Below are 23,436 nucleotides of genomic sequence, written 5' to 3'. Positions count from 1 at the left end.
TATTTGCGGCTATCAACTGTCCGTTTGCAGGCCAGCCCGGCGAATGCGGCGTTCCCCCAGCAGATTCATGCCCGCCGCCGCCAGCAGAATAATGGCCGCCCCAGCAAACTGCAGCGCCACCAGGCGATGGCCAAACGCCAGCCGATCGACCAGCATGGCGGCGATCGGATAAATAAACGACAGCGAGCCGATCAGGTTGGTCGGCAGCTTTTGGATTGCGCCATACAGCAACACGTACATCAGGCCGGTGTGCAACACCCCGAGCGTCAGCAGCATGCTCCATTGCCCGGCATTGGCCGATGCCTGGAAATCCACCAGCGGCAGCAGCATCACTACGCCAACCGTCACCTGAATCAACGCAATCAGATGCGGCGGCGTCCCTTTCAGTCGTTTGGCGGCCAGCGCCATCAGCGCATAGAAAAACGCCGCCCCCAATGCCAGCAGAATACCGATCAGGTAGTTATCCTGTCCGCCCGCCTGCTTCGGCTGGGCCAACACCACCAACATCATGCCGATAAACGCCAGTGCCAGCCACAGCAGCTTACGGGCGGTCAGCTTCTCGCCGAGGAACAACGCCCCCAGCGCCACCAGCATAAAGGGCTGGGTGTTGTAGACCGCCGTGGCGATGGAGATCGACGCATAGCTATAGGCGGCAAACAACAACAGCCAGTTGACCACCAGTGCGATGCCACCGGCAATCGCCACCCATAGCGTGGCGCGGGTCAGACTGTCACGCCGCAGTTGGCCCAGCACAGCACAAATGGCCAGCAATACCAGTGCCCCCACCACGCAGCGCCAGAACACCACGTTAACTACCGATTGGCCGGACATCAGCACAAACCAACCAATGGTGCCGGAAATCAGCATTGCGGCAATCATCTCCAGCGAGCCGCGTTTTATCTCTGCGTTCATCATTGTTTCCTCAGGGTAAGCCAATACGCTTAGCTTGCGACTTTCCCGCGCCGGTTTCCATGGAATAAAAAAGGCCAATGTGCTTAACTGCCTTTTTATTGAAGGAATAAATCGAAATTAACCTAATGGAGTCGCTATGGATGATATCGATCGCCAAATCCTGACCCTGCTGGCCGAAGACGCACGGGTCTCGCTGAAAACCCTTAGTGCCAGAGCCGGGCTATCTTCACCCAGTACCTCCGAACGCCTGCGGCGGCTGGAAGAAAACGGCGTGATCCAGGGTTACACCCTGAACGTTAATTTGCAGGCCTTGGGCTACGCTTTTCAGTCGCTGGTGCGCATCAAACCGCTGCCGGGCATGCTGAAAAAGGTCGAACAGATGATCCAGGAAATCCCGGAGGTGATTGAGTGTGACAAGGTGACCGGCGAGGACTGTTTTATCGTGCGGCTGGTGGCGCATTCGATGGAGCAGCTCGACCAGATCCTTGATCGGCTGGCCGAGCGCGCGCAGAGCAACACTTCCATCGTCAAAACCACGCCGGTGAAGCGCCGCCTGCCCCCGCTACTTTGATTAACGCGTACGTCGGCGGGCGAACGGGTTCTTGCGTTTTTTGTCTTTTTTCTCCGCCGCCGCGGCGGATTTAACTGCCGCCAGGTGCGCCTTGTCGGCCTCCGGCACGTCGCGCTGTTCGATCGGGAACACCGGCAACGCCGCCAGCAAGCGCGAACCGTAGCTTTTGGTCAGCAGGCGGCGATCGTAAATCACGATCTCGCCGTGGCACTCATTACTGCGGATCAGTCGCCCCACCTGTTGGATCAGGTTGAACGAGGCGCTCGGCAGGCTCTGCACTTCAAACGGATAGCGCTTCAGTGATTTCAGCCATTCGCCCTCGGTCAGGATCACCGGGCTGTCGATCGGCGGGAAGGCAATCTTGTGGATATGCACCTGGGTCAGCAGTTCACCTTTCAGATCCAGCCCTTCGGCAAACGACTGCAGGCCGATTAACACGCTGGCGGTGCCCTTTTCGACCCGTTTACGGTGTTCTTCCACCAGTCGATAGCGCGGCTGATCGCCCTGTACCAGCAGCATCAGACGCAGATCGGTCACATAGCTGAGGAAGGTCTGCATCGCCCGGTGGCTGCTGAACAGGATCAGCATGCCCTTGTGCTTGCCAGTGGCCTGCTCGGCGCGGAAAAAGCGCGCCATCTCTTCCAGATGTTCAGCCTCATTGGCTATCGCCGGCTCAAAACGCATATTCGGAATAACAATCTTGCCCTGCTCCACATGATTGAACGGCGAAGACAGGCATTCGAAACGATCGCCGGCCTTTTCACTTAATCCGCTCATTTCTTGCAGGCGCGCAAAGCTGTTCAGCGAGCGCAGCGTTGCCGAGGTGACAACCACATGCGGCACCTTGCGCCACAGCAGTTTTTCCAACTGATCGCTAACGCGAATGCCCACGCAATGCAGGTACAGATGGGTCACGTTGTCGCGCAGATCGCGCGTGACCCATTTGGAAATCGGCGCGTTGGACGATTTATCCAGCGCGGCCAGCCGCCACAGTTTGCTCATCGCCTCCAGATAGCCCAGGGTGCGGCTCATCTGAATGATGGAACGGTGCAGCCGCACAATATCGTGCTTGCCGGTCTGTTCGCTGAGATCGTTGACGATAAATTCCGCCACCCCACGCAACGCGTCGGTCAGCTTGAATAACCGTGCGCAGGTTTCTACCATCTCCGGCGGCAGTTCCCCCATTTCAAATCGATGTTCGGCGATGACCGTATCGGTCGGCAGATAGGCGCTGACCTGATGCTCGAAGATTTGGATCAGTTCGCGCAGTTCTTCGCAATGGTTCTTCAAACGTTCGCCATTCGCCAACCCCGGCGGGCTTTTCGGCCGGTATTGCGTCATGCACTGCTCAACCTGGCGCACGATCATGTCCAACTGCAAATTGGTCGACAAGGCGGTGATTTCGCCTTCAATCTCCAGCGCGTCACGCGCTACTTCCGGCAGATGATGTCCTTCGTCCAGCACCAGCAGCAGCTCTTTCGGGTTCGGCAGCACCGACTCGGTTTCCAGCGCCGCCATCACCAACGCATGATTAGCCACCACCACGTCGGCGGTTTCGATCTCTTTACGGGCGATATAAAACGGGCATTCACGAATGTAATGGCAGTTACGGCCCAGGCAGTTGGCTTTATCGGTGCTCAGCTTGATCCACAGCGGATCGTCAATCGACAGTTGATAATGGTCGCGCAGCCCGTCCCACTCATGGCGGTCAAGCGCCTTGCTCAGCTTTTGGCACAGCGCCTGTTCTTCACCGCTCGAAGGCGCCAGTTCGTCGCCCAGAAACAGCATCAGGTCACCCTGCTCGCTGACGTCAGTGCAGAGCGCCGCCAGGTTGCGCGGGCAAACATAGCGCCCACGGCCAAAGGCACCGGTAAACTTCAGATCGGGGATGATCTTCTTCAGCAACGGTAAATCCTTGCTGTAGATCTGATCCTGCAGCGCCACGTTGGCGGTGCTGACCACCAGCGGTTTGCTCTCTGCACGGCCAACGGCGATCCCCGGGATCAGGTACGACAAGGTTTTGCCAACGCCGGTCGGGGCTTCAATCGCCAGATGGCGCGGGTAATCACCGGCCAGCGTTTTCGCCACTTCGGCGATCATCTGCCGTTGCGGTGCACGGGAAATAAAATCCGGTATTTGCTGCTGCAGGGCTTTGTACCACTGGCCAATCTGATCTTTAACTGCGGGGGAGAGCGCCATTCAACTCTATATCTCTACGAAATGATGGCGCTATTGTCCCACAGACCGTCGGCCACGTCAGCCCGGCCTTCAATCATTGAGGCTCCGCCCGCACTGAGGCGTCACTCATCCCCCTGGCGGTTGGCCTTGATGACGTTCAACGTATAAATTTCACGTGTGGTTCCCCTCCACAACATCGCAACCGCAGAACACCACCGACAGTTGTATGAAGAAGAAATTCACTCTTTTCGCAACTTTTTTAATCGTTCGACATGAAAATGAATATTTTGTCATAAATAGATCACATTACTACGGTAAAAAACCTGCGCTGCGAACAAAACAGGCGGCGCAGTGAAACAGCAATACAACTAATGATAAGCGTCTTTCAATCGTATAAAGCAGGGTAAATCATGAAACGTAATCTTCTGGCCGTTGTTATTCCGGCACTTTTAATTGCGCAGACAGCACAAGCAGCGGAAATCTACAACAAAGACGGCAATAAACTTGATTTTTACGGCCGCGTAAAAGCAATGCACTATTTCTCTGACGATACCGGCAATGATGGCGATAAAACCTACGTGCGTATCGGTTTTAAAGGCGCTACACAAATTAACGATATGCTGACTGGCTATGGCCAGTGGGAATATCAGATTGCTGCCAACCATGCTGAGGCTGACGGCACCAAAGATACCAAAACCCGTTTGGGCTTTGCTGGTCTGAAATATAAAGATATCGGTTCATTCGACTACGGCCGCAACTACGGCATTATCTATGACGTCGGCGCCTGGACGGATATGCTGCCAGAATTCGGTGATGATGCTTACGTCAAAACCGACAACTTTATGAACGGCCGTACCAACGGTGTGGCAACCTACCGTAACAACGACTTCTTCGGTCTGGTTGACGGCCTGAAGTTCGCTGTACAGTACCAGGGCAAAAACGAAAACGACGGTCGTTCTGGCAGCAAAGCGAACGGCGACGGTTGGGGCCTGTCTTCCAGCTATGAAATCATCGACGGCCTGAGCGTCGGTGCTGCTTACGCTTCTTCCAACCGTACTGCCGGCCAAAAAGCAGGCACCTTCGGTAAGGGCGATAAAGCGGATATCTGGGCCGGCGGCCTGAAATACGACAACAAAGAAGTTTATCTGGCAGCGACCTACTCGCAAAGCCGTAATATCGCCCCTATCTCCGGTACTGCGACCATTAATAATACCTCTACCTCTGTTAGCGGCTTTGCCAATAAAGCAGAAGGTCTGGAATTGGTTGCGCAATACCAGTTCGACTTCGGCCTGCGTCCATCGCTGGGTTATGTTCAGCAGAAAGGTAAAGATATTGAAGGCATCGGCGACGCCGACCTGGTGAAATATATCGATATCGGTACTTACTACTATTTCAACAAGAACATGTCGACCTATGTTGATTATAAAATCAACCAACTCGACAGCAACAATAAGTTGGGTCTGAAAGATGACAACGTCATCGCCGTCGCCCTGACCTACCAGTTCTGATGTGATGAATAACCACCACTGCAAACTTAGCTCCACTTGATATCCAGAATGACTTCGCCGGGCGGCAACGCCCGGCTTTTTCATTTGATGCTCTGCTCGCCCTTCGCCTCTCATCGCCGCATCAGGAAACTTGCCTTACAAAACAAACGGGTCTACATCTATATGTTGCGCAAATCAACCTGGATGACCTATGCCAAACACCTCCCCATTCGAATACCACTCAGCATTGCGCTACAGCAGTGACGAGCTGGCGCAAATCCTTTGCCACTGTTTTGAAAACTACATTGTGCGTTTCGTCATTGACGGTGACACCTTCGCCCGTCGCTTCGGTGCCGAAGACCTCAGCCTGAATGACAGCATTATCGTCACGCATCAACAGCAACCGGTAGCACTGGCGCTGATCAGCCGCCGTGGCTTGCACAGCCGGGTGGCGGCGCTGTCGATCCGGCCGGAAATGCGCGGTAAAGGATTGGGTAAAACCCTGATGCAGCGGATTGTCGCCGATGCGCGTGAGCGCAGCGATCGCCAGTTGTCGCTGGAGGTGATTGAGGGCAATGACCCCGCCATTGCACTGTACCATCAGGCTGGGCTGCGCATCGTGGGCACCCTCACCGGCCATCAGGCAGGCGAGCAAACGGCTGGCGACATTGTGCCGCTGAAGGAAATTGATCCGCTGTTCGTTTCCCACCGCCTGATTGCCGAAGGGGCCACCAGCCAGCCCTGGTTGATCGCCCCGGAAACGCTGTTCAAGCTGCCCGGCAAACCCTATGCCTTTACCCTTGAACAGCACCAGGCCTATGCGGTGGTGCAGGTCGGCGCGGAGAAGTGTTTTTTACGCATGATTTACGTGCCGCCACAACACCGTAACCAGGGCCATGCAAGGGCGATGTTGGCCGCACTGCAGGCGCGTTTTTCACCGTTGCCGCTGGTGACCAACGTCTACGTTCCCGAAGTGGCCGCTCCCTTCTTCGCTCGACTCGGCTGGCAGCAAGACGCGTTGCGCCAGTTCGAGATGGCGATGAGCTTGTAAATCCACAATAACAACCAGAGAGCTATCCCTTTATGGCAGGAACAAATCAGCAGAAAATCACTCTTGGCGCGGCCATCGGCATTGCATTACTGGCCCTGAGCGGTTGCGCACAACCACCAAAAACCGACCTGCAAGCCGGGCAACGCCTGGCAGATCAGTCAGTGCTGGCCCTGAACTGGTTCCAACAGTCCGGGGAATATCAGGCGCTGTCACACCAGGCGTTCAACAGCGCCAAACTGGCTTTTGATCAGGCCAAAGCCACGCCGGGCAAGAAGAAAGCCGTGGTGGTGGATCTGGACGAAACCCTGCTGGACAACAGCCCTTATTCCGGCTGGCAGGCAAAACAGGGACAACCTTTCGCCGCTGCCACCTGGGCCAAATGGTCGCAGGCAGAGCAAGCCGGGGCGGTACCGGGTGCCGTGCAATTTGCCCGCTACGTCAACAGCCATCAGGGCACCATGTTCTACGTTTCCAACCGCAAGCAGTCTGAATACGCCGCCACGGTGGCCAATATGCAGAAACTGGGCTTTACCGGCATGTCGGAAAAAACCGTGCTGCTCAGCGGTGATACCTCCAACAAACAGCCACGCTTCGACGCCATCAAAAACGCGGGCTACGATATTGTGGTGTACGCCGGTGACAACCTGAACGACTTCGGTGCCGCGACTTACCACAAGGATAACGCACAGCGCCGCGCGTTTGTCGCCGACAACCAAAGCAAGTTCGGCACCGAATATATCGTGCTGCCGAATCCGCTGTACGGCGACTGGGAAAGCGGCATGGCGCAGGACTATAACAAGCTGACACCAGAGCAAAAACTGCTGATACGCCAGCAAGCCATCAAGGCCTGGAACGGGCAGTAATCCTGCTCACCTGCTAATCCTGTAGGGGCGCCGCATGCTGCGCCCGTATCAGTCGGGGAAAATTTACAGTAATTTATACATATAACTGGTGGCATCCAGCGCGCTGCCATTGCTGGCGAGGGCGTATTGCGGAATGCTGCCCGCCAGTTGAAAACCCAATTGGCGATACATACCTTCCGCCGTATCACCGGTCAGGGTATCGAGCACCAATAAATGCCGCTGCAGCTCAAGTGCGTTTTGTTGCACCTGCAGCATCAGGCTGCGGGCAATTCCCCGGCGGCGTGCATCCGGGTGCACCATCAGCTTTACCACCTCCGCCCGGTGGCGGCCATTGTCCGGCATTGCCAACAGCAACTGCACCGTACCCACCACGCGCCCGGTATCGTATGCCACCAACAGCAACCTTTCCCCACGCTCAATCGCCGGTAACAGGCCGCGCCAGAACGCCTGCGCCTGCTCCAGTGTGAACGGCATGACAAAACCAATACTCGCGCCCTGGGTGACGCTGGCTTGCAGCATTTCGGCCAGTTCCGGGATCGCGTTTTGTGCCGTTTCGGCATTCAGTTGCTGTATCTCAACCATGATTAGGGCCTGCTGATAACAAGGGTATAGTGGGCCGGCTCAGGGCCGGGAGCATGAAATTTTGAAGCGCCGAACAGCCGATAACGCAGGCAGTCACCCGGCTCAAGCTGGAAGGTACGTCCCTCCAGCGTCAGTTCAAGTCGCCCTGCCAGCAGCCACAGATGGTGCTCGAGCGCATGCACCGAAGGCGTGTCATAGGCAATCACCGCCTCAGCCTCCAATGTGCATTCAATAAACTCGGCCTTATACAGGGCGGCAGGCGGTGAGACCGAACGGCGATGAAAACCGCTGGCACGATCAACCCACACCGTCTGCTGTTCACGATGCAACAACTCCGGTGGCTCGTCCTCGACCTCGCTCAGCAGCCGCGACATGGTCAGCCCATAGGCTGAGCACAGCTTGTTTAACAAGGAAGCAGTCGGGCTGGTTTCCGCGCGTTCGACCCGCGACAACGTCGCCCGGCTGATACCGGTTTGCTGCGCCAATTCCTCCAGCGACCAGCCCTGTTGCTGGCGTAAATCAGACAGTCGCTGCGCCAGCCTGAGATCGGCGCTTTCCAATCCGTTATCCATCATTGAGTCTCTGACATGAAAAATCCCATATAAGAGAAATAATCTCAAATACGGGATACGTCAAGCCAATTTTTAACTGGCACTATAACTTGGTGAAAAGCCTTTCGCTGTTATGACGGCAGTGCCGACGAGTCTGGTACCCGCTTGTCGCTGTCGGCAACCGGCGGTGCGATCGCCGCGCAGCGCCAGGCACTGAACACCGCCAGCAGCGGTGCCAGTGCAAACAGCAGGAACAACCAGCGCGCCGCAGAGGCCGCCCCCGCCGACCCCCCCGGCACATTCAACCCGGCCAGGTTGGCAATCATCCCGGCCAGCGCGGCACCAAAGGCGGTCGCAAACAATTGCACCGTAGTGATAGACGCCCCGGCAATATCCTTATCGGCCTCAGGCGAAACCTGCAGAATACGCGTCAACAGATGCGGCCAGCCGAAACCAATACCAAAACCTACCAGCGTCAGGGCAATCACAATCGGCGTCAGCCCGGTCCAATGGCCACCGGAAGGTATCGGCATCAGCAGGCCCAATGCCAGCAGCCCCACCAACACCAACAGCGGCCCGCTGACAATGGCCCGGCGGATGCCCGCACTGCGCCAACCGGAACTGAGGATTTCCGATAATGTCCACCCCGCCGCCATGGTGGCAGCGATATACCCGGAAATCAGCGGGGACTGACCATGCAGCGTTTGCAGGAAATAAGGCACGAAGATTTCACTGGTCATACCCACTACCAGCAAAGAGACGGTGATATACAACGAGGCCAGCGGCGAACCGCGGCGCAAAGCCCCCTTCGGCAGCAGCCGGGCACGGGAGTGCGCTTCACGCTGTATCAACCAGGCCATCATCAGTACGGCCAACGCAATACCGCCAAGATTGACCCACGCGCTGTCCGCCAGGCTGCCGGCGGACACCACCAGTACCGCCGTCGTCAACAACAGCAACTGCGCCAGCGGCAACGGTGCTGCCTGCTGCTGCGGTTTGCCTTTCGGCAAGATTAGGAAGGTAAACCCGGCATACAGCACCATCACCGGCAACAGGATGCCAAAGGCCCAGCGCCAGGCGTTCAGTTCGGCAAAAATGCCGCCCACCGCCGGCCCCACCAGGGTCGCGATACCCCACATCGCCGAAATCAACGCCATCGCCCGCGGCCAGAGCTTTTGCTCAAATACCAGATTGATCATGGCGTACGAAAGCGCGAAAATCAGCCCGCCTCCGAAGCCCTGCACGGTTCGGCCGATCAGCATCACCGGCATTGATGGTGCCAGCGCGCACAGCATCGCCCCGGCAATAAAGAACAGTGACGCCACCACGTAGGCACTGCGAGCCCCGTAACCGCTGAGTAAACGTGCCGATAATGCCGACCCCAGGATCGACGCCACCACAAACAGCGTAGTATTCCAGGCATACAGACTCAGACCACCAATGTCCTGCACCACCGAGGGCAGAATGGTGGTGGCAACCAGAATATTGATGGCGTGCAGCGCTACGCCGAGTGAGAGCGCGATCGCACTGGCACCATTTTTGCCGGAAAAGAGATCGGCCCAGCGGCTATCATCGTTGGTTATCACAGTTGTTGTCCTGTTTTCAGAGGAATGGCATTGAGTTAATCGTGATACTGCGTTAAATTTAACAAGAATTATCTTGGAATAAGAGTAGGGTGAGGCGGAGAAATATGTCAAGAATAAACTTGGAAAATAGCGGTAGTCCCGCACAATCGGTCAGTGACCGTTTGCTGACACTGTTAAAAACCCGCGGCCCACAGCAAGCTTCTGATGCAGGCAAAGTCCTTGGCACCACCGGTGAGGCCGCGCGCCAGCAGTTCGTCAAGCTGGCAAAAGATGGGTTGGTTGAAGCGGTGGCGGAAACTCGCGGTGTAGGCCGCCCGGTGCAACTCTGGCACCTGACTGCCGCAGGCAATGCACGCTTTCCGGATACCCACTCCGAACTGACAGTACAACTGCTGCGCACCGTGCGCGACAAGCTGGGCGAACAGGCAATCGAACTGCTGATCGACACCCGCGAGCAGGAAACGCGTATTAACTACAAACAGGCGATGGTCGGAGCCACAGATTTGCAGGAACGTGTCGCGCGCCTGACGGCGATCCGTTGTCGCGAAGGCTACATGGCCGAATCACGCCAACAAGAAGACGGCTCCTTTCTGCTGGTAGAAAACCACTGCCCTATTTGCGCCGCCGCCGCCGTTTGCCAGGGATTCTGCCGCGCAGAATTGAGCGTTTTCACCGAGGTATTACAGGCGCAGGTTGAACGCTCCGAACATATCCTGGCCGGTGCACGCCGCTGCGCCTACCGTATTTCATTGCTGTAACCGACACCCGGCGTAAGGCAGCCAGCAGGCTGGCGTCATCCGATGCATACCCACCGGAAAGCCAGCCCATGACACGCTTAAAAAAGTACTGAAAAGCGTTGCTTATCCTCTGTCCGATCGGGTTTACTGAGTCCTCTAATAATAACCTTCCCTGCAGAATTAAAATCCATGCTGAGCCAAAGTAGCCGTAACGTCCTGCCGTTAATCGGGGCGCTGTTCACGTTATATATTGTCTGGGGTTCGACCTATTTCGTTATTCGTCTGGGCGTGGAAAGCTGGCCGCCATTGATGATGGCCGGTACCCGCTTTCTGGTCGCCGGTATTGTGCTGTTTGGCTTTTTAGCGCTGCGCGGCCATGCATTGCCGACGGCAAAGCAGTGGCTGGCCGCCGGGACCATTGGCATTTTGCTGCTGGCGGTGGGCAACGGCCTGGTGACGGTGGCAGAACATCAGCATGTGCCTTCCGGCATTGCCGCCGTAATGGTGGCAACGGTGCCGCTGTTCACCCTGTGCTTCAGCCTGCTGTGGGGCATGCGCAACACCAAACTGGAATGGGCAGGCATTGGGCTGGGCCTGATGGGCATTGTGCTGCTCAATACCGGTAATAATCTGGTCGGCAACCCCACCGGCGCATTGCTGATCCTGCTGGCCTCCGCCAGTTGGGCCTTTGGCTCGGTACTGGGATCGCGCATTTCTCTGCCGGCCGGGCCAATGGCCGGGGCGGCGGAAATGCTGGTGGCCGGTGTGGTGCTGCTGGTGGTCAGCCAGCTCAGCGGTGAGCGTTTGACGCAGATGCCGAGCGCCAAAGGTTTCTTCGCGCTGGGTTACCTGATTGTCTTCGGTTCGATGCTGGCGATCAGCGCCTATATGTTTTTGCTGAAAAACGTACGCCCGGTGGTGGCCACCAGCTATGCCTACGTCAATCCGGTGGTAGCGGTGCTGCTCGGGATTGGCTTTGCCGGTGAGTCGCTGGCACCACGTGAATGGGCGGCGTTGGTGATTATCGTCGCGGCGGTGGTGCTGGTGACCCTAGGCAAATTCCTGTTTGCTCGCCCGTCCAGCCGTATAAAGAACGTGGAGCAATAAGGTAGGGGCGCTGCATGCTGCGCCCGCATCCATCGGGCCGAATATATTCGCCCCCTACGGTAACTGCTGCAGCTTGAAAGACGACGGGTATAAAAACGATTCTTGTTTCGTCCGTTGAAGAGACTATAATTCCCGCTGTTCCGGGCAACCTGCGAAATTATCCCAATGCTTAAAAAATCGTTCATCATCGTTATCTTTCTGTGTGCCTTTGGTTCACTCGGCGGCGTCTTCCTGGCCGGGCTGAATATGTACACCCGTTCCACTACGCCAAGCGAAGAAACCACCACCGCCAGCGAAGCCGCGGCCAGCGCGACACCGGCAGCAGACGTTCAAAGCAAGTGATGCGTCATCCAGTCCTGCCATAAGCTTACAGCGCCGTCACCCCAAGCGCGGCGGCCTGCTGTTCCAGCCCGGCGATTTTTTGGTATGCCGAACGCGGCACCAGGCTGAAATCACCGATCAACAGATTGTCGCTCACCACTTCACCCAACATCGCCTTTGCCCCGGCACGCAAAATTTCAAGCTGTTCCGGCGGGGTTTGCCGCGAAGTGATCAGCGGCAACCCCGGCACGCTGGCCGTGCGGCCAATAATTTTTAGCCCCGCCAGTGCCTGCGGCTGCGCCCGTTTCAACAATTCCAGGCTGACACAGTCAACGGCAGCTATATCCGCCTGCCGATTCTGGATCAGTTTGATCGACTGATAATGCGCGCCAGAGGCGATGGCGGCGCGGAAGAATTTGCCCTCCTGAGCCAGGGGGGCTATCAACGCCCGCAGGCTGTTATGGCCTGACTGTGAGTCGGTACTGTTATAGGCCGCAATCCGGCCGCGAAAATCCGCCAGCCGTTCGCCGGGTTCATCATCACGCACCACCAGCCAACTGCTGTAATTCGGCCCGTCGCAACCTTCAACGCGATAATGATAGGTGCCCACCAGCTGCACCTGTGGCAGGCTGATGGCCAGCGGATAGCCACAGGTTTGGCTGAGCAACAAGTCATCGCGCTGCCAGTGCTGCGCCAGATCCTGCGGCCAACTGAGCGACTCGGGCGTTTGCGGCAGTCCCAGTTGCAGTAACTTGCCACGCAGCACCCGCCAGAAGACTTCCGCCGGTTGATGAGTCACGCCGTACATCGGTAAAGATACCTGCATCATGTTCCCTTATCCGGCAGAAGAAGAAGCCATCAGCGTCTGTTGACGCCAGGCGGTGAGATGGCGTACCCAGCGCTCAAACAGCATATCGGTAATGATCGCCAACAGGGCCACCACCAGCGCGCCCTGGATCACATAAGCGGTATTAAAGCCGCTTAGGCCAATAATAATCGGCGATCCCAGGGTTTTGGTGCCGACGGTAGAAGCTATCGCCGCCGTACCAATATTGATGATCACCGAGGTCCGGATCCCGGCGACGATCACCGGCGCCGCCAGCGGCAGCTCGACGCGCCACAGGATCTGCCGGGAACTCATCCCTACCCCCTGCGCAATCTCGCGGGTGGCGCTGGGCACCGACTCAATGCCCGCCAGCGTGCCCTGCAAAATCGGCAGTAAACCGTACAGCACCAGCGCGATGATCGCCGGCTGTTCACTAAACCCCATCACCGGCACCGCGATCGCCAATACCGCCACCGGCGGAAAAGTCTGACCCACCGCCACCAGCGTTTCCACCAATGAGCGGAACTCCTTACCGGCGCGGCGCGTGACAGCGACGCCGGCACTAACACCAATCACCACGGCAATCAGGCTGGAAACCGCCACCAGCACCAGATGCGCCCATACCAGTGAGATAAAACTGTCCTGCTGATACACCGGCCGCTCCAGATCCGGGAACCAGGCGGCAAACACGCCGTGTAAATGATTCATGCCAAACACCAGTGCCAACAACAGGGCAAAGGTCCAGGGCAGCGGATCGCGCAGCCAGCGCAGGGCCCGAAGCGCACTCATGACAGTGCCTTTTGCACAATCAGATCGCTGAAATGCAGCACGCCCAGCGCTTCGCCCTGCTCGTTAATCACCGGCAAACATTCACTGCCGCGTGCCACAAACACCGACAGCGCTTCGCGCAGGCTCATGGTGGCGGCAATAGGTTCCCCTTCCACCTGGCCAGGCCGTACCCGTTGCGCTACCGTTTCCAGCGACAGCAGCTTGATACCGCGATCGCTGCGGCCAAAGAAATCACGCACAAAATCGTTGGCCGGTGCGGTCAACAGCTCCAGCGGCGTGCCCTGCTGCACAATGCGGCCCTGCTCGAGCAACACGATGCGGTCGGCCAGCGCCAGCGCCTCATCGATATCGTGCGTCACCAAGACGATAGTTCGCCCGGAAAGCTGGTGGATACGTGCAATCTCTGTCTGCAGCGCTGCACGGGTCACCGGATCCAGTGCGCCAAAAGGCTCGTCCATCAGCAACACTTCTGGGTCGGCGGCCAACGCACGCGCCACCCCAACCCGCTGCTGCTGCCCGCCGGAAAGCTGGTGCGGATAGCGGTGGCGAAACAAATCCGGCTCCAGATGCAGCAGCTCCAGCAACTCGGTCACCCGGTCGCGAATGCGCGCACGCGGCCATTTCAGCAGTTGCGGCACGGTGGCGATGTTCTCTTCCACCGTCCAGTGCGGGAACAGGCCGATCGACTGAATGGCGTAGCCCATGCGGCGGCGCAGATCCTGCGGTTTGAATTTCTGGATCTCCTCGTCGGCAAAGTAAATTTTGCCCTGATCGTGCTCGATCAGTCGGTTGATCATTTTTAACGTCGTGGACTTGCCCGAGCCTGAAGTCCCGATCAGTACGGCAAATTCACCCTTGGCAATCCGCAGCGTAAGATCGTCCACCGCCGGCTTGCCCTGAAAAATCTTGCTGACCTGATTAAACTGAATCATCGGCGTGACACTTCCAAAATTGAAACCAAGAATTTAAACAGCGAGTCGACGACTACCGCCATCACAATCACCGGGATCACCCCCAGCAGCACCAAATCCAGCGCGCTGCTGAGCAGCCCCTGGAAGACGATGGCGCCAAAACCTCCGGCCCCGATCAGCGCCGCTACCACCGCCATGCCAACGGTCTGCACCGCCAGAATGCGTACGCCGGTCAAAAACAGCGGCAACGCCAACGGCAACTGCACCCGGAAGAAAATCTGCCCACGCGTCAGGCCCATACCGCTGGCGGATTCAATCACGCTGGCCGGAACGCTTTGCAGCCCGGCCACCACGCTGCGCACCAGCGGTAACAGCGCATACAGCACCAACGCGACAATTGCCGGGGCCATGCCAATACCGCTGACACCGTGTTCCGCCAGCCAGGGCATCGCCTTCGCCAGCCCGGCTAACGGCGCGATCAGCAAGCCGAACAGCGCAATCGACGGTACGGTCTGAATAATATTGAGGGTGGAGAAGATAGGGGTTTGCCAACCGGCGGAGCGAAAACACAGCACGCCGAGCGGTATGCCAATCAACAGCGCCGGTACCAGCGTGGCCAGCAGGATGGTCAAGTGCTGCAATAGCGCGGCATCAAATACGTCCTGCCGGTTGTAGTACTCTTTTAACAACGAGAGCTGGTCCAGCTGATGGCTAAACAACAACACCAGTGCAGGCAGCATCACCAACAGGTTGCCCAGAATGCGCCAAAAATGTGAGGTGGTGATGCGGGTCAGGGCGTCGGCGGCCATCAGCAAACTCAGCGCCAGCATCAACCAGCAGCCACTGCCCCAGGAAGTACGCGCCAGTTTGGATCCCTCCAACGCCAACTGTTGGGCTGCGTGCCCACTCAACCAGAAGGTCAATGCCAGCAATACCGAAGCCGCCAGCGCGGTAAGCAACGCATGGCGCCTGACCGGTGCCAACAGGCTGAGTATCGCCAACACCAACATGGGCACCAGCAGCCACAGCGCCGGGCCGTGCAACAGGGAAATCAGGGAAATGCTCTTGCCCGACAGCAGGCGATTGGGGGCATAGCTGAGAAACGGCAGGCCAAATGCGGCCACCAGCAACAAAATAAGCAGCGTCAGTAATACGCGGTTTTTTACGGCAATAATCAAAGAAACTCTCCAGCTCCATGTTGGCCCCCCAACGGGGGCCAGCGGCGTTACCCCTTAACCAACCCTTTCTCTTTCAGGTAGGCGGCCGCCACCTGTTTGGCGTCCTGACCTTCCACTGCAATCTGCGCATTGAGTTTTTGCAGCGTTGGACCGTCAAGTGTCGCAAATACCGGCTTCAGCAGTTCGGCGATGTTGGCATGCTGTTTCAGCGTTGCCTCGCGGATAATCGGTGCCGGTGCGTAAATCGGCTGCACCCCTTTTGGATCTTCCAGCGTGACCAGCCCCAGCGCCGCTACCGGGCCGTCGGTACCGTAGGCCATGGCCGCGTTGACGCCGGAGGTTTGCTCCGCTGCCGCCTTGATGGTCACCGCCGTGTCACCGCCGGCCAGTGACAGCAACTGGTCCTGGTTCAGCTTAAAGCCGTAAGCGTTCTGGAACGCAGGCAGCGCATCCGGGCGCTCGATAAATTCTGCCGAAGCGGCCAGCTTGAACTTACCGCCGCCGTTGATCCATTTGCCCAAATCGGCCAGCGTTTTCAGGTGATTGGCATCCGCCACGTCCTGACGGATAGCAATGGTCCAGGTGTTGTTGGCCGGAGCCGCATCCAGCCAGACGATTTTGTTCTTGTCATAATCGAGCTTCTTCACCTTTTCGAAACCGGCCTGGGCGTTTTTCCACGCCGGGTCTTTTTCATCAGAGAAGAAAAATGCGCCGTTGCCGGTGTATTCCGGATAGACGTCAATTTCGCCGGAGGTGATCGCCCCACGCAGCACCTTGGTGGTGCCGAGTTGTAATTTATTGGTGGTTTTGATGCCGTTGGCTTCCAGCACCTGCACGATAATATTGCCGAGCAACGAACCTTCGGTATCGATTTTGGAGCCAACGCGCACCGTATCAGCCGCCTGTGCCACACCGAAGCTTGCCGCGAGTAAACTCAGTGCCAAAGCTAACCCGCGACCACGTGATGGGGTGATTGCCATATTTTTTCCTCTTGTTGTGTATTTTCCGGCTATTTGGCCAGATCGATTGGAAAATCCTGAGAAGCGCGCTTCCATCGCACAATAAATGTCTCTGCCGGCCAGGCTTCATTTTCGCCCTGCGTTTCCCTTGGGCGCTCGCCGGCATGAAACGGATGAACCTCAACGGCAACCGGGGTAAACGCATATTCACTCACCCACTGGCCATAGCCCGCCACCACAAATCCCTGGCTGCGTTGCTGGTATTCATCACGCTCCGCCAGATACACCTGCCGTAAACCGTACCACGGTAAGCCGGGGAGATCATGGTGAACTAAATGATAGTTCAGATTAAGAAACAGCAGCCGCCACGGCCAGGCCGCCTCATTAATAATAGAACGTGCCTGCGGAGCTTCAACGGCTCGATGCTCAAAAAACGATCTTACCTTGGTCAACGCCAACGCCGGATAGCTGATGGCCAGCAGATAAAACGCGGTGCCAATGCCGTGCTGTTGCAGCCAGCTCAATACCCCCGCCAGCAATAGCCAATGCACCAGCCACATCGCCAGAGTGCGTAACTCACCGGCAACGATCGCTTTTAGCGCATTAACCCCGGTAGCGACAATATCCAGCGCCGGGCCAAGCAGTAGGCGTCCGCTCAGCGTATTGCGCACTCTGGCCAACAGCGGGTACAACCGTGGGAAGCGCTGCCACTGTGCCTGGCTGAAGTAATAGCTTTCGGGGTCTTCATGCGGAACGGTCAGATGTTCATTGCGATGATGCTGAATATGCGAGTCGCGATACAGTCCGTAGGGATACCACACCGCCAACGGCAGCAGGCCGAATAACTGATTAAGCCGTGGCCAGCGCGTGGGATGACCGTGGATCAGCTCGTGTTGCAGCGACATATACCAGGTAGTCAGCAGGATTAACAATGGCGTGCCCAGCCACGGCCCAAGAGCCTGCCAGTACTGCACCACGCCAAACCAGCCGCCGTAAACCGCTGCGATAATGCCCCAGGTCGGCAGCTCCAGCCGCCAGGACCAACGCTGGTTAAGCTGCTGTATCCAGTGGCGTTGGGCAGGATGCAAATAGTGACTGTGGCTTTTTGGTGAGGACATTGCGCGGCTCGCTGTTTGAGATTTTGCTCAGTATCAGCGAGCCGCAGAAGCGCTCAAAATAACGAAAATGGCAAAGCAAAGTTAAAAATCAGCTAGTTGTATCGCTGATGGCGAGTCTGCATGTCTAAGAAGAAGTGATTGGGTAGACACCGCCGGCATCGGCATAGTGCTGTAGCCGTTCACGCCACCATTTTGCCGCCAGGCCGCTGGCACTTTCTCGCCAGCCAAAATAAGCGACGTCGCTGCAGCGTTCTGATTCAACGCTTTTCGCCACCAGTTCACCGCTTTTCAGGTAAGGCTCAGCCAAATAACGCGGCAAATAGCCACACCCCAGGCCGCTGAGTTGCGCTCGCAACTTGGCGTCGAAACCGAAGACCGTCAAGGTGTCTTGTTCCTCGAGGATGTTCAGGTTTTGCGGCGCATTCACCCGCGAGGTATCACGCACCACCACCGCCCGGTGCTGGCGGATTTGGTCCTTTGGCAAGGGTTCCGCCAACGCCGCCAGCGGGTGCTGGGGAGCCACGGCAAACACGTAATCCAGCCGTCCCAATTGGCTAAAAGCATAGCCTACCTGCGACGGGGGCTCACAGATTGCACCGACAATAATATCCGCGCAGCCGTAGACCAGTGATTCCCAGGATCCGGCCAGCACCTCATGACCAAAACGCAGGCGGGTATGGTGATGCTGTTGATAGAACTCCTCAATCAGTGGCAGCAAGCGCTCAAACGGAAATGAAGCGTCGATGCCCAGCGTAATTTCGCTTTCCCAGCCGTTCTCCACGTAACGCGCCTGCTGCTCCAAATCCTGAGCCGCACGTAATATCGAACGACCTTTTTCCAGCATCAGCTTGCCGGTGTCGGTAAATTTCGCCCGATGGCCGGAACGATCAAGCAGCGTGATGTCGAGATCGTTCTCCAGTTTCTGCACCATATAACTCAGTGCTGACGGTGTTTTGAACAACACTGCCGCAGCGGCGGCAAAGGAACCATGCCGATCGAGCGCATCCAAAATCAGTAACGCTTCCAGGTTTAATCTCACCACTCCCCCCATGTATAAAATAACTCAACAAGACGGCAAAAATTCTGCGCTATCTTTGAAATCTGCCCCTGCCTACCATGCGTGTTATCGAGATGACACTCATCATCTGTTAAACCGAAGTATCACTGGGAAGGTAAATCATGTCTAAATTTCAATTACTTGATAAAGATAATTCCGCACTGATTTTCATCGACCACCAGCCGCAAATGTCTTTTGGCGTGGCTAATATTGATCGCCAGCTGCTGAAAAACAACGTGGTGGGTCTGGCCAAAGCCGGCAAGATTTTTAATGTGCCAACCATTTTTACCTCGGTGGAAACCGAAAGTTTCAGCGGCTATATCTGGCCGGAACTGTTGGCAGTCCATCCTGAAATCACCCCGATTGAACGAACCTCGATGAACTCCTGGGAAGACGCCGCCTTCGTAAAGGCCGTGGAGGCTACCGGTCGCAAAAAGCTGGTGATTTCCGCGCTGTGGACCGAAGTGTGCCTAACCTTCCCGGCGCTGATGGCGCTTGAAGCCGGATACGAAGTTTATGTGGTCACCGATACTTCCGGCGGTACCTCGGTCGATGCGCATGAGCGTTCCATCGACCGCATGGTGCAGGCCGGTGCCATCCCGGTGACCTGGCAGCAGGTACTGTTGGAATACCAGCGTGACTGGGCACGTAAAGAGACTTACGACGCGGTGATGGCACTGGTGCGCGAACACAGCGGCGCTTACGGCATGGGTGTCGACTACGCTTACACCATGGTGCATCACGCTCCAGCACGCGTGGCGAAATAACCCTTCACCCCGGCCTCGCGCCGGGGTTTTTCTGGAGTGGAATACTATGGCCCATCCGCAGCATGTCACGTTAGTCATCACCCATCTTTTGGCACCGGGACAGGAACAGGCCTACGAGGCCTGGCTAAAACGTATCATGCCCGAGGCTGCCAACTTTACCGGCCACCTCGGCGTTAACGTGATCCGTCCTACCGGCAATGAACAGGCCTATACCGTATTGGTGCGTTTTGACAACCTGGACAATCTCTATCTGTGGATTAACTCGCCGTTGCGTAAGCGCTATATCGAGGAGGTCTCACCGCTGCTGCTGGAGAGCGATCGTATTGAAATTAGGCCCGGTGCGGAATTCTGGTTCACGCCGCCAAGCCCCAACACCCGCCAGCCTGCCAAGTGGAAACAATTTTTGATCACCCTGCTGGTGATCTTCCCCTCCACCAATTTGGTGCCCTGGTTCTGGGGCAAACTGTTGCCGCAATTGAACGGCACCCTGACCGGCCATTTTCTTAATGACGCCACCGTAGTTGCCCTGGTGGTGTTTCTCTGGATGCCAATAGTGACCCGCGTATTTCATCAATGGCTTACCCGCCGTTAGGCGGCCTGCCGGGAGAACGTTATGAGTAACCATGCTTCCCTGATTATCACCAACGGTAAATTTCACACTGTCGACCGCGAAACCCCTGTCGCCCAGGCGGTAGCGATCCGCGACGGCAAATTCCTCGCCGTCGGCAATGAAAATGAAGTCATGCAGCACGCAGGGCCAGAAACGCAGGTGATTGACCTGCACGGCCATACCGCCATCCCTGGTCTCAACGATTCGCACCTGCACCTGATCCGCGGCGGCCTGAACTATAACCTTGAGCTGCGCTGGGAAGGGGTACCTTCTCTGGCCGACGCATTGCGTATGCTCAAAGAGCAGGCGCTGCGTACCCCCAGCCCGCAGTGGGTACGGGTGGTCGGTGGCTGGACGGAGTTCCAATTCGCCGAGCGCCGTATGCCGACGCTGGATGAAATCAATCAGGCGGCACCGGACACCCCGGTATTTATCCTGCATCTGTATGACCGCGCCCTGCTCAACCGCGCAGCGCTGAAAGTGGTGGGCTACACCAAAGACACGCCGAACCCGCCTGGGGGCGAAATTCAGCGTGACGGCAACGGCAACCCGACCGGCATGCTGATTGCCAAACCCAATGCGATGATCCTGTATGCCACTCTGGCAAAAGGGCCAAAACTGCCGCTGGAACAGCAAGTCAACTCGACCCGTCAGTTTATGCGTGAGCTCAATCGCCTCGGCCTGACCAGTGCCATTGACGCCGGCGGCGGCTTCCAGAACTACCCAGAGGACTACCAGGTGATAGCCGAACTGCACGAGAAGAAGCAGTTGACCCTGCGGATCGCCTACAACCTGTTCACCCAGCGGCCCAAACAGGAGCTGGAAGATTTCAAGTTGTGGACCGATATGCTGAAACCGGGCCAGGGCACCGATTTTTACCGCCATAACGGGGCCGGTGAAATGTTGGTGTTCTCCGCCGCCGACTTTGAGGACTTCCTGCAGCCGCGTCCTGATCTGCCGGAAGGCACCGAAGACGAACTGGAACGTGTGGTGCGCCATCTGGTCGAACATCGCTGGCCATTCCGGCTGCATGCCACCTATGACGAGTCCATCAGCCGCATGCTGAACGTGTTTGAAAAGGTGAACCGCGAAATTCCATTTAATGGTCTGCACTGGATTTTCGACCACGCCGAAACCATCTCCGATCGCAATATCGAGCGAGTCAAAGCACTGGGCGGTGGCATTGCGGTACAGCACCGCATGGCATTCCAGGGCGAGTATTTTGCTGAACGCTACGGTAAAGAAGCCACCAAACAGACGCCGCCGGTAGCCAAAATGCTGGCGGCTGAACTGCCGGTTGGGCTGGGCACCGACGCCACCCGCGTAGCCAGTTATAACCCGTGGACCGCACTGTACTGGCTGGTTTCCGGCCGCACCGTCGGCGGCATGGCAATGTACGATGACAATGCCCGGCTGGATCGTGAAACGGCGCTGATGCTGTGGACGCAGGGCAGCGCCTGGTTCTCTACCGAGCAAGGCAAGAAAGGCCAGATTAAGGTCGGGCAATTGGCGGATCTGGCAGTGCTGTCGCAGGACTATTTCAGCGTACCGGAAGAGCAGATCAAGGGGATTGAATCGGTGATGACGGTGGTGGACGGCAAAGTGGTTTATGCCGCCGGTAGCTTCTCACCGCTGGCGCCACCGGCAATCCCGGTGCTGCCGGACTGGTCGCCGGTCACTCAGGTGCCAGGGCATTATCGCTCTGCGCCGCCTGCCGCCACGACCCGTAGCGGAGTATTAAGCCAGGCGCACCAGTGCTGCGGCCCGTGCGGTGTACATGCGCATCAGCATGACGTCGCTCGCCGATCCAGCATTCCCATCTCGGACGAGAACGCCTTCTGGGGCGCGTTCGGCTGCTCGTGCTTTGCCTTTTAACTTACTAGGCTATTAACTTACCAAGCTAATAGCCTAACTTATTCATAACTTAAGGCGCTCTCAATTTACGAGCGCCATAAGTTATTCTCAGTCGCGGTTAATCTCCAGCCAGCGGCGCTGTTCGGCAGAAGCGGCGATCGCATCCAGCACGCAAGAGACCTTCCAGCCTTCTTCAAAGTCCGGCCACATGCGATCGCCCGCGGCAATGCCGTTGACCAGGTCACGGATCTCCACCGTTTTCTGATCGTTAAAGCCGATGCCATGCCCGGCGCTAATACAAAAAGCGGCATAATCCGGGTGCTTTGGCCCCACCAGCAAGGTTTTAAAACCCTGACGCTCCGCCGGTTCATCGTGACGATACAGCTTCAGTTCCGCCATCCGCTCCTGGGTGTAACTCAGCGTGCCTTTGGTACCGGTGACCACATAAGTCAGCCCCATTTTACGCCCGCAGGCAATGCGCGAGGTTTCGATGGTGCCCATCGCGCCGCTGGCAAAACGCACCAGCGCACTGGCCTGATCCTCATTTTCTACCTGATGCATCAGCGTAGGGTCTTTCGCATCCGGACGCTGTTTGATAATGGTCTGCATATCGCCGGAAACCGCCGCTATGTCCCCCACCAGGTAGTGCGCCATATTGACAATGTGCGCCGCCAGGTCGCCCAATGCCCCCAACCCGGCCGTCGCCTTGCGGCAGTGCCAGTCGATCGGCGTACGTGGATCGGCTAAATAGTCTTCATTGTGGGTGCCATAAAAATGCACCACTTCACCTATCTCGCCATTGGCAATAATTTCACGCGCCAACTGGCTGGTCGGGTTCTTCATATAGTTGAAGCCCACCAGCGTTTTGACCCCTTTAGCCCGCGCGGCCTGCACCATTTCGGCGGCGTCTTTGGCGTCCAGCGCCAGCGGTTTTTCAGAGTAAACATGCTTGCCGTGGCGGATCGCCTCCAGCGCCATCTCTTTATGCAGGAAGTTGGGGGCGCAGATATCCACCACATCTATCGACGGATCGGCCACCAGTTGACGCCAGTCACCGGTCGATCTCGAGAAACCAAATTCTGCGGCCCGCTGTTGCGCCAGCTCCGGCGTCACTTCCGCCAGCATTTCCAGCACCAGCTCCCCTTTCAGTGGAAACACCGTGGCAGCCTGCGCATAAGCAATAGCGTGGCAGCGCCCAATGTAGCCGGTGCCAATTAAACCAACGCGAACCTGTTTCATTACCCTCTCCCGTTACCGATAGTCATATAGGATGGCGCACACAATGAAATGCATCATCTGATAATCGTTTATATGGAATATAAATTTCAAAAACAAGCGAGGGATAAAATAAAGATGATATTCGTGATGTCGTTCATAAAACCTTGCAGGCTTGGATGAAACGACAAAAAGCCGGGCAGGCA

The 23,436-nt window shown here is 57.0% G+C and carries 23 protein-coding genes; 10 read left to right on the top strand and 13 right to left on the bottom strand.

Annotated features, from left to right (window positions below; all coding sequences use genetic code 11):
• Nucleotides 1–12 precede the first annotated feature (12 nt).
• Nucleotides 13–912, bottom strand: a complete 900-nt coding sequence (locus E5C26_RS07450; protein WP_135315720.1) for a DMT family transporter — start codon at nt 910–912, stop codon at nt 13–15.
• Nucleotides 913–1,048: 136 nt separating this feature from the next.
• Here E5C26_RS07450 and E5C26_RS07445 point away from each other — a divergent pair, with 136 nt between their 5' ends.
• A complete protein-coding gene (locus E5C26_RS07445; RefSeq protein ID WP_135315719.1) occupies nt 1,049–1,483 on the top strand; it encodes an Lrp/AsnC family transcriptional regulator in 435 nt (144 codons plus the stop codon).
• Here E5C26_RS07445 and dinG read toward each other — a convergent pair whose 3' ends face one another.
• Nucleotides 1,484–3,682 (bottom strand): ATP-dependent DNA helicase DinG, encoded by a 2,199-nt coding sequence (gene dinG / locus E5C26_RS07440; RefSeq protein WP_135315718.1) that lies wholly within the window; start codon nt 3,680–3,682, stop codon nt 1,484–1,486.
• A 389-nt stretch (nt 3,683–4,071) separates the two neighbouring features.
• Between dinG and ompC the strand changes: the two genes are divergently transcribed.
• The 3 genes from ompC (at nt 4,072) to E5C26_RS07420 (ending at nt 7,062) form a co-directional block, all read left to right on the top strand.
• Entirely contained in the window at nt 4,072–5,169 is a 1,098-nt protein-coding gene (ompC, locus tag E5C26_RS07430) for a porin OmpC (RefSeq protein WP_135315717.1), read from the top strand.
• 190 nt (nt 5,170–5,359) lie between these two features.
• On the top strand, nt 5,360–6,199 hold the full coding sequence (locus E5C26_RS07425) for a GNAT family N-acetyltransferase (RefSeq protein ID WP_135315716.1): 840 nt from the start codon (nt 5,360–5,362) through the stop codon (nt 6,197–6,199).
• 32 nt (nt 6,200–6,231) lie between these two features.
• On the top strand, nt 6,232–7,062 hold the full coding sequence (locus tag E5C26_RS07420; protein ID WP_135315715.1) for a 5'-nucleotidase, lipoprotein e(P4) family: 831 nt from the start codon (nt 6,232–6,234) through the stop codon (nt 7,060–7,062).
• Nucleotides 7,063–7,125: 63 nt separating this feature from the next.
• Here E5C26_RS07420 and E5C26_RS07415 read toward each other — a convergent pair whose 3' ends face one another.
• From E5C26_RS07415 to E5C26_RS07405, 3 genes are all read right to left on the bottom strand, one after another.
• Complete coding sequence (locus E5C26_RS07415) at nt 7,126–7,644, bottom strand: GNAT family N-acetyltransferase (RefSeq protein ID WP_135315714.1); 519 nt, start codon at nt 7,642–7,644, stop codon at nt 7,126–7,128.
• 2 nt (nt 7,645–7,646) lie between these two features.
• Nucleotides 7,647–8,216, bottom strand: coding sequence for a helix-turn-helix domain-containing protein (locus E5C26_RS07410; protein WP_135315969.1), 570 nt, complete (start codon nt 8,214–8,216; stop codon nt 7,647–7,649).
• Nucleotides 8,217–8,326: 110 nt separating this feature from the next.
• Entirely contained in the window at nt 8,327–9,781 is a 1,455-nt protein-coding gene (locus E5C26_RS07405) for an MFS transporter (protein ID WP_135315713.1), read from the bottom strand.
• A gap of 104 nt (nt 9,782–9,885) precedes the next feature.
• Here E5C26_RS07405 and E5C26_RS07400 point away from each other — a divergent pair, with 104 nt between their 5' ends.
• The 3 genes from E5C26_RS07400 to E5C26_RS24600 all read left to right on the top strand — a co-directional run bounded on the left by E5C26_RS07400 (nt 9,886) and on the right by E5C26_RS24600 (nt 11,967).
• Nucleotides 9,886–10,539, top strand: coding sequence for a helix-turn-helix transcriptional regulator (locus tag E5C26_RS07400; RefSeq protein WP_135315712.1), 654 nt, complete (start codon nt 9,886–9,888; stop codon nt 10,537–10,539).
• A 168-nt stretch (nt 10,540–10,707) separates the two neighbouring features.
• Nucleotides 10,708–11,625, top strand: a complete 918-nt coding sequence (gene yedA / locus E5C26_RS07395) for a drug/metabolite exporter YedA (protein WP_135315711.1) — start codon at nt 10,708–10,710, stop codon at nt 11,623–11,625.
• Nucleotides 11,626–11,790: 165 nt separating this feature from the next.
• On the top strand, nt 11,791–11,967 hold the full coding sequence (locus E5C26_RS24600) for a hypothetical protein (RefSeq protein WP_167796627.1): 177 nt from the start codon (nt 11,791–11,793) through the stop codon (nt 11,965–11,967).
• A 25-nt stretch (nt 11,968–11,992) separates the two neighbouring features.
• Here the strand turns inward: E5C26_RS24600 and E5C26_RS07390 are convergent, their stop codons facing one another.
• From E5C26_RS07390 to E5C26_RS07360, 7 genes are all read right to left on the bottom strand, one after another.
• A complete protein-coding gene (locus E5C26_RS07390; protein ID WP_135315968.1) occupies nt 11,993–12,772 on the bottom strand; it encodes a phosphate/phosphite/phosphonate ABC transporter substrate-binding protein in 780 nt (259 codons plus the stop codon).
• Between the two features lie 9 nt (nt 12,773–12,781).
• Nucleotides 12,782–13,561: an ABC transporter permease gene (locus tag E5C26_RS07385; protein WP_135315710.1), complete on the bottom strand. Its 780-nt coding sequence runs from the start codon at nt 13,559–13,561 to the stop codon at nt 12,782–12,784.
• A complete protein-coding gene (locus tag E5C26_RS07380; protein WP_135315709.1) occupies nt 13,558–14,493 on the bottom strand; it encodes an ABC transporter ATP-binding protein in 936 nt (311 codons plus the stop codon). The genes E5C26_RS07385 and E5C26_RS07380 overlap by 4 nt, the downstream gene beginning before the upstream one ends.
• Nucleotides 14,490–15,650 carry an ABC transporter permease gene (locus E5C26_RS07375; protein ID WP_135315708.1) on the bottom strand — a complete coding sequence of 387 codons (1,161 nt, stop codon included), beginning with the start codon at nt 15,648–15,650 and terminating at the stop codon, nt 14,490–14,492. Before E5C26_RS07375 ends, E5C26_RS07380 begins: the two co-directional genes overlap by 4 nt.
• 47 nt (nt 15,651–15,697) lie before the next feature.
• Nucleotides 15,698–16,630 carry a glycine betaine ABC transporter substrate-binding protein OsmF gene (gene osmF / locus E5C26_RS07370; protein WP_135315707.1) on the bottom strand — a complete coding sequence of 311 codons (933 nt, stop codon included), beginning with the start codon at nt 16,628–16,630 and terminating at the stop codon, nt 15,698–15,700.
• Between the two features lie 29 nt (nt 16,631–16,659).
• Nucleotides 16,660–17,727: a fatty acid desaturase gene (locus E5C26_RS07365; RefSeq protein ID WP_135315706.1), complete on the bottom strand. Its 1,068-nt coding sequence runs from the start codon at nt 17,725–17,727 to the stop codon at nt 16,660–16,662.
• Between the two features lie 124 nt (nt 17,728–17,851).
• Nucleotides 17,852–18,766, bottom strand: a complete 915-nt coding sequence (locus tag E5C26_RS07360; RefSeq protein ID WP_135315705.1) for a LysR family transcriptional regulator — start codon at nt 18,764–18,766, stop codon at nt 17,852–17,854.
• Between the two features lie 140 nt (nt 18,767–18,906).
• Here E5C26_RS07360 and E5C26_RS07355 point away from each other — a divergent pair, with 140 nt between their 5' ends.
• From E5C26_RS07355 to E5C26_RS07345, 3 genes are read left to right on the top strand one after another with little or no spacing between them, the layout of a single operon-like run.
• Entirely contained in the window at nt 18,907–19,551 is a 645-nt protein-coding gene (locus E5C26_RS07355; protein ID WP_135315704.1) for a hydrolase, read from the top strand.
• Nucleotides 19,552–19,597: 46 nt separating this feature from the next.
• Nucleotides 19,598–20,143 carry an antibiotic biosynthesis monooxygenase gene (locus E5C26_RS07350; protein WP_135315703.1) on the top strand — a complete coding sequence of 182 codons (546 nt, stop codon included), beginning with the start codon at nt 19,598–19,600 and terminating at the stop codon, nt 20,141–20,143.
• A 21-nt stretch (nt 20,144–20,164) separates the two neighbouring features.
• Nucleotides 20,165–22,036, top strand: coding sequence for an amidohydrolase (locus tag E5C26_RS07345; protein WP_135315702.1), 1,872 nt, complete (start codon nt 20,165–20,167; stop codon nt 22,034–22,036).
• 87 nt (nt 22,037–22,123) lie between these two features.
• On the opposite strand, the gene E5C26_RS07340 is transcribed toward E5C26_RS07345, so the two are convergent.
• Nucleotides 22,124–23,254 (bottom strand): Gfo/Idh/MocA family protein, encoded by a 1,131-nt coding sequence (locus E5C26_RS07340; RefSeq protein WP_135315701.1) that lies wholly within the window; start codon nt 23,252–23,254, stop codon nt 22,124–22,126.
• Between the last annotated feature and the right edge of the window lie 182 nt (nt 23,255–23,436).

The organism is Serratia proteamaculans, assembly GCF_004684015.1.
GTDB lineage: Bacteria > Pseudomonadota > Gammaproteobacteria > Enterobacterales > Enterobacteriaceae > Serratia > Serratia proteamaculans_F.
The sequence above is the reverse complement of the archived record's forward strand: the minus strand, read 5'-3'. Positions and strand labels throughout refer to the sequence as shown.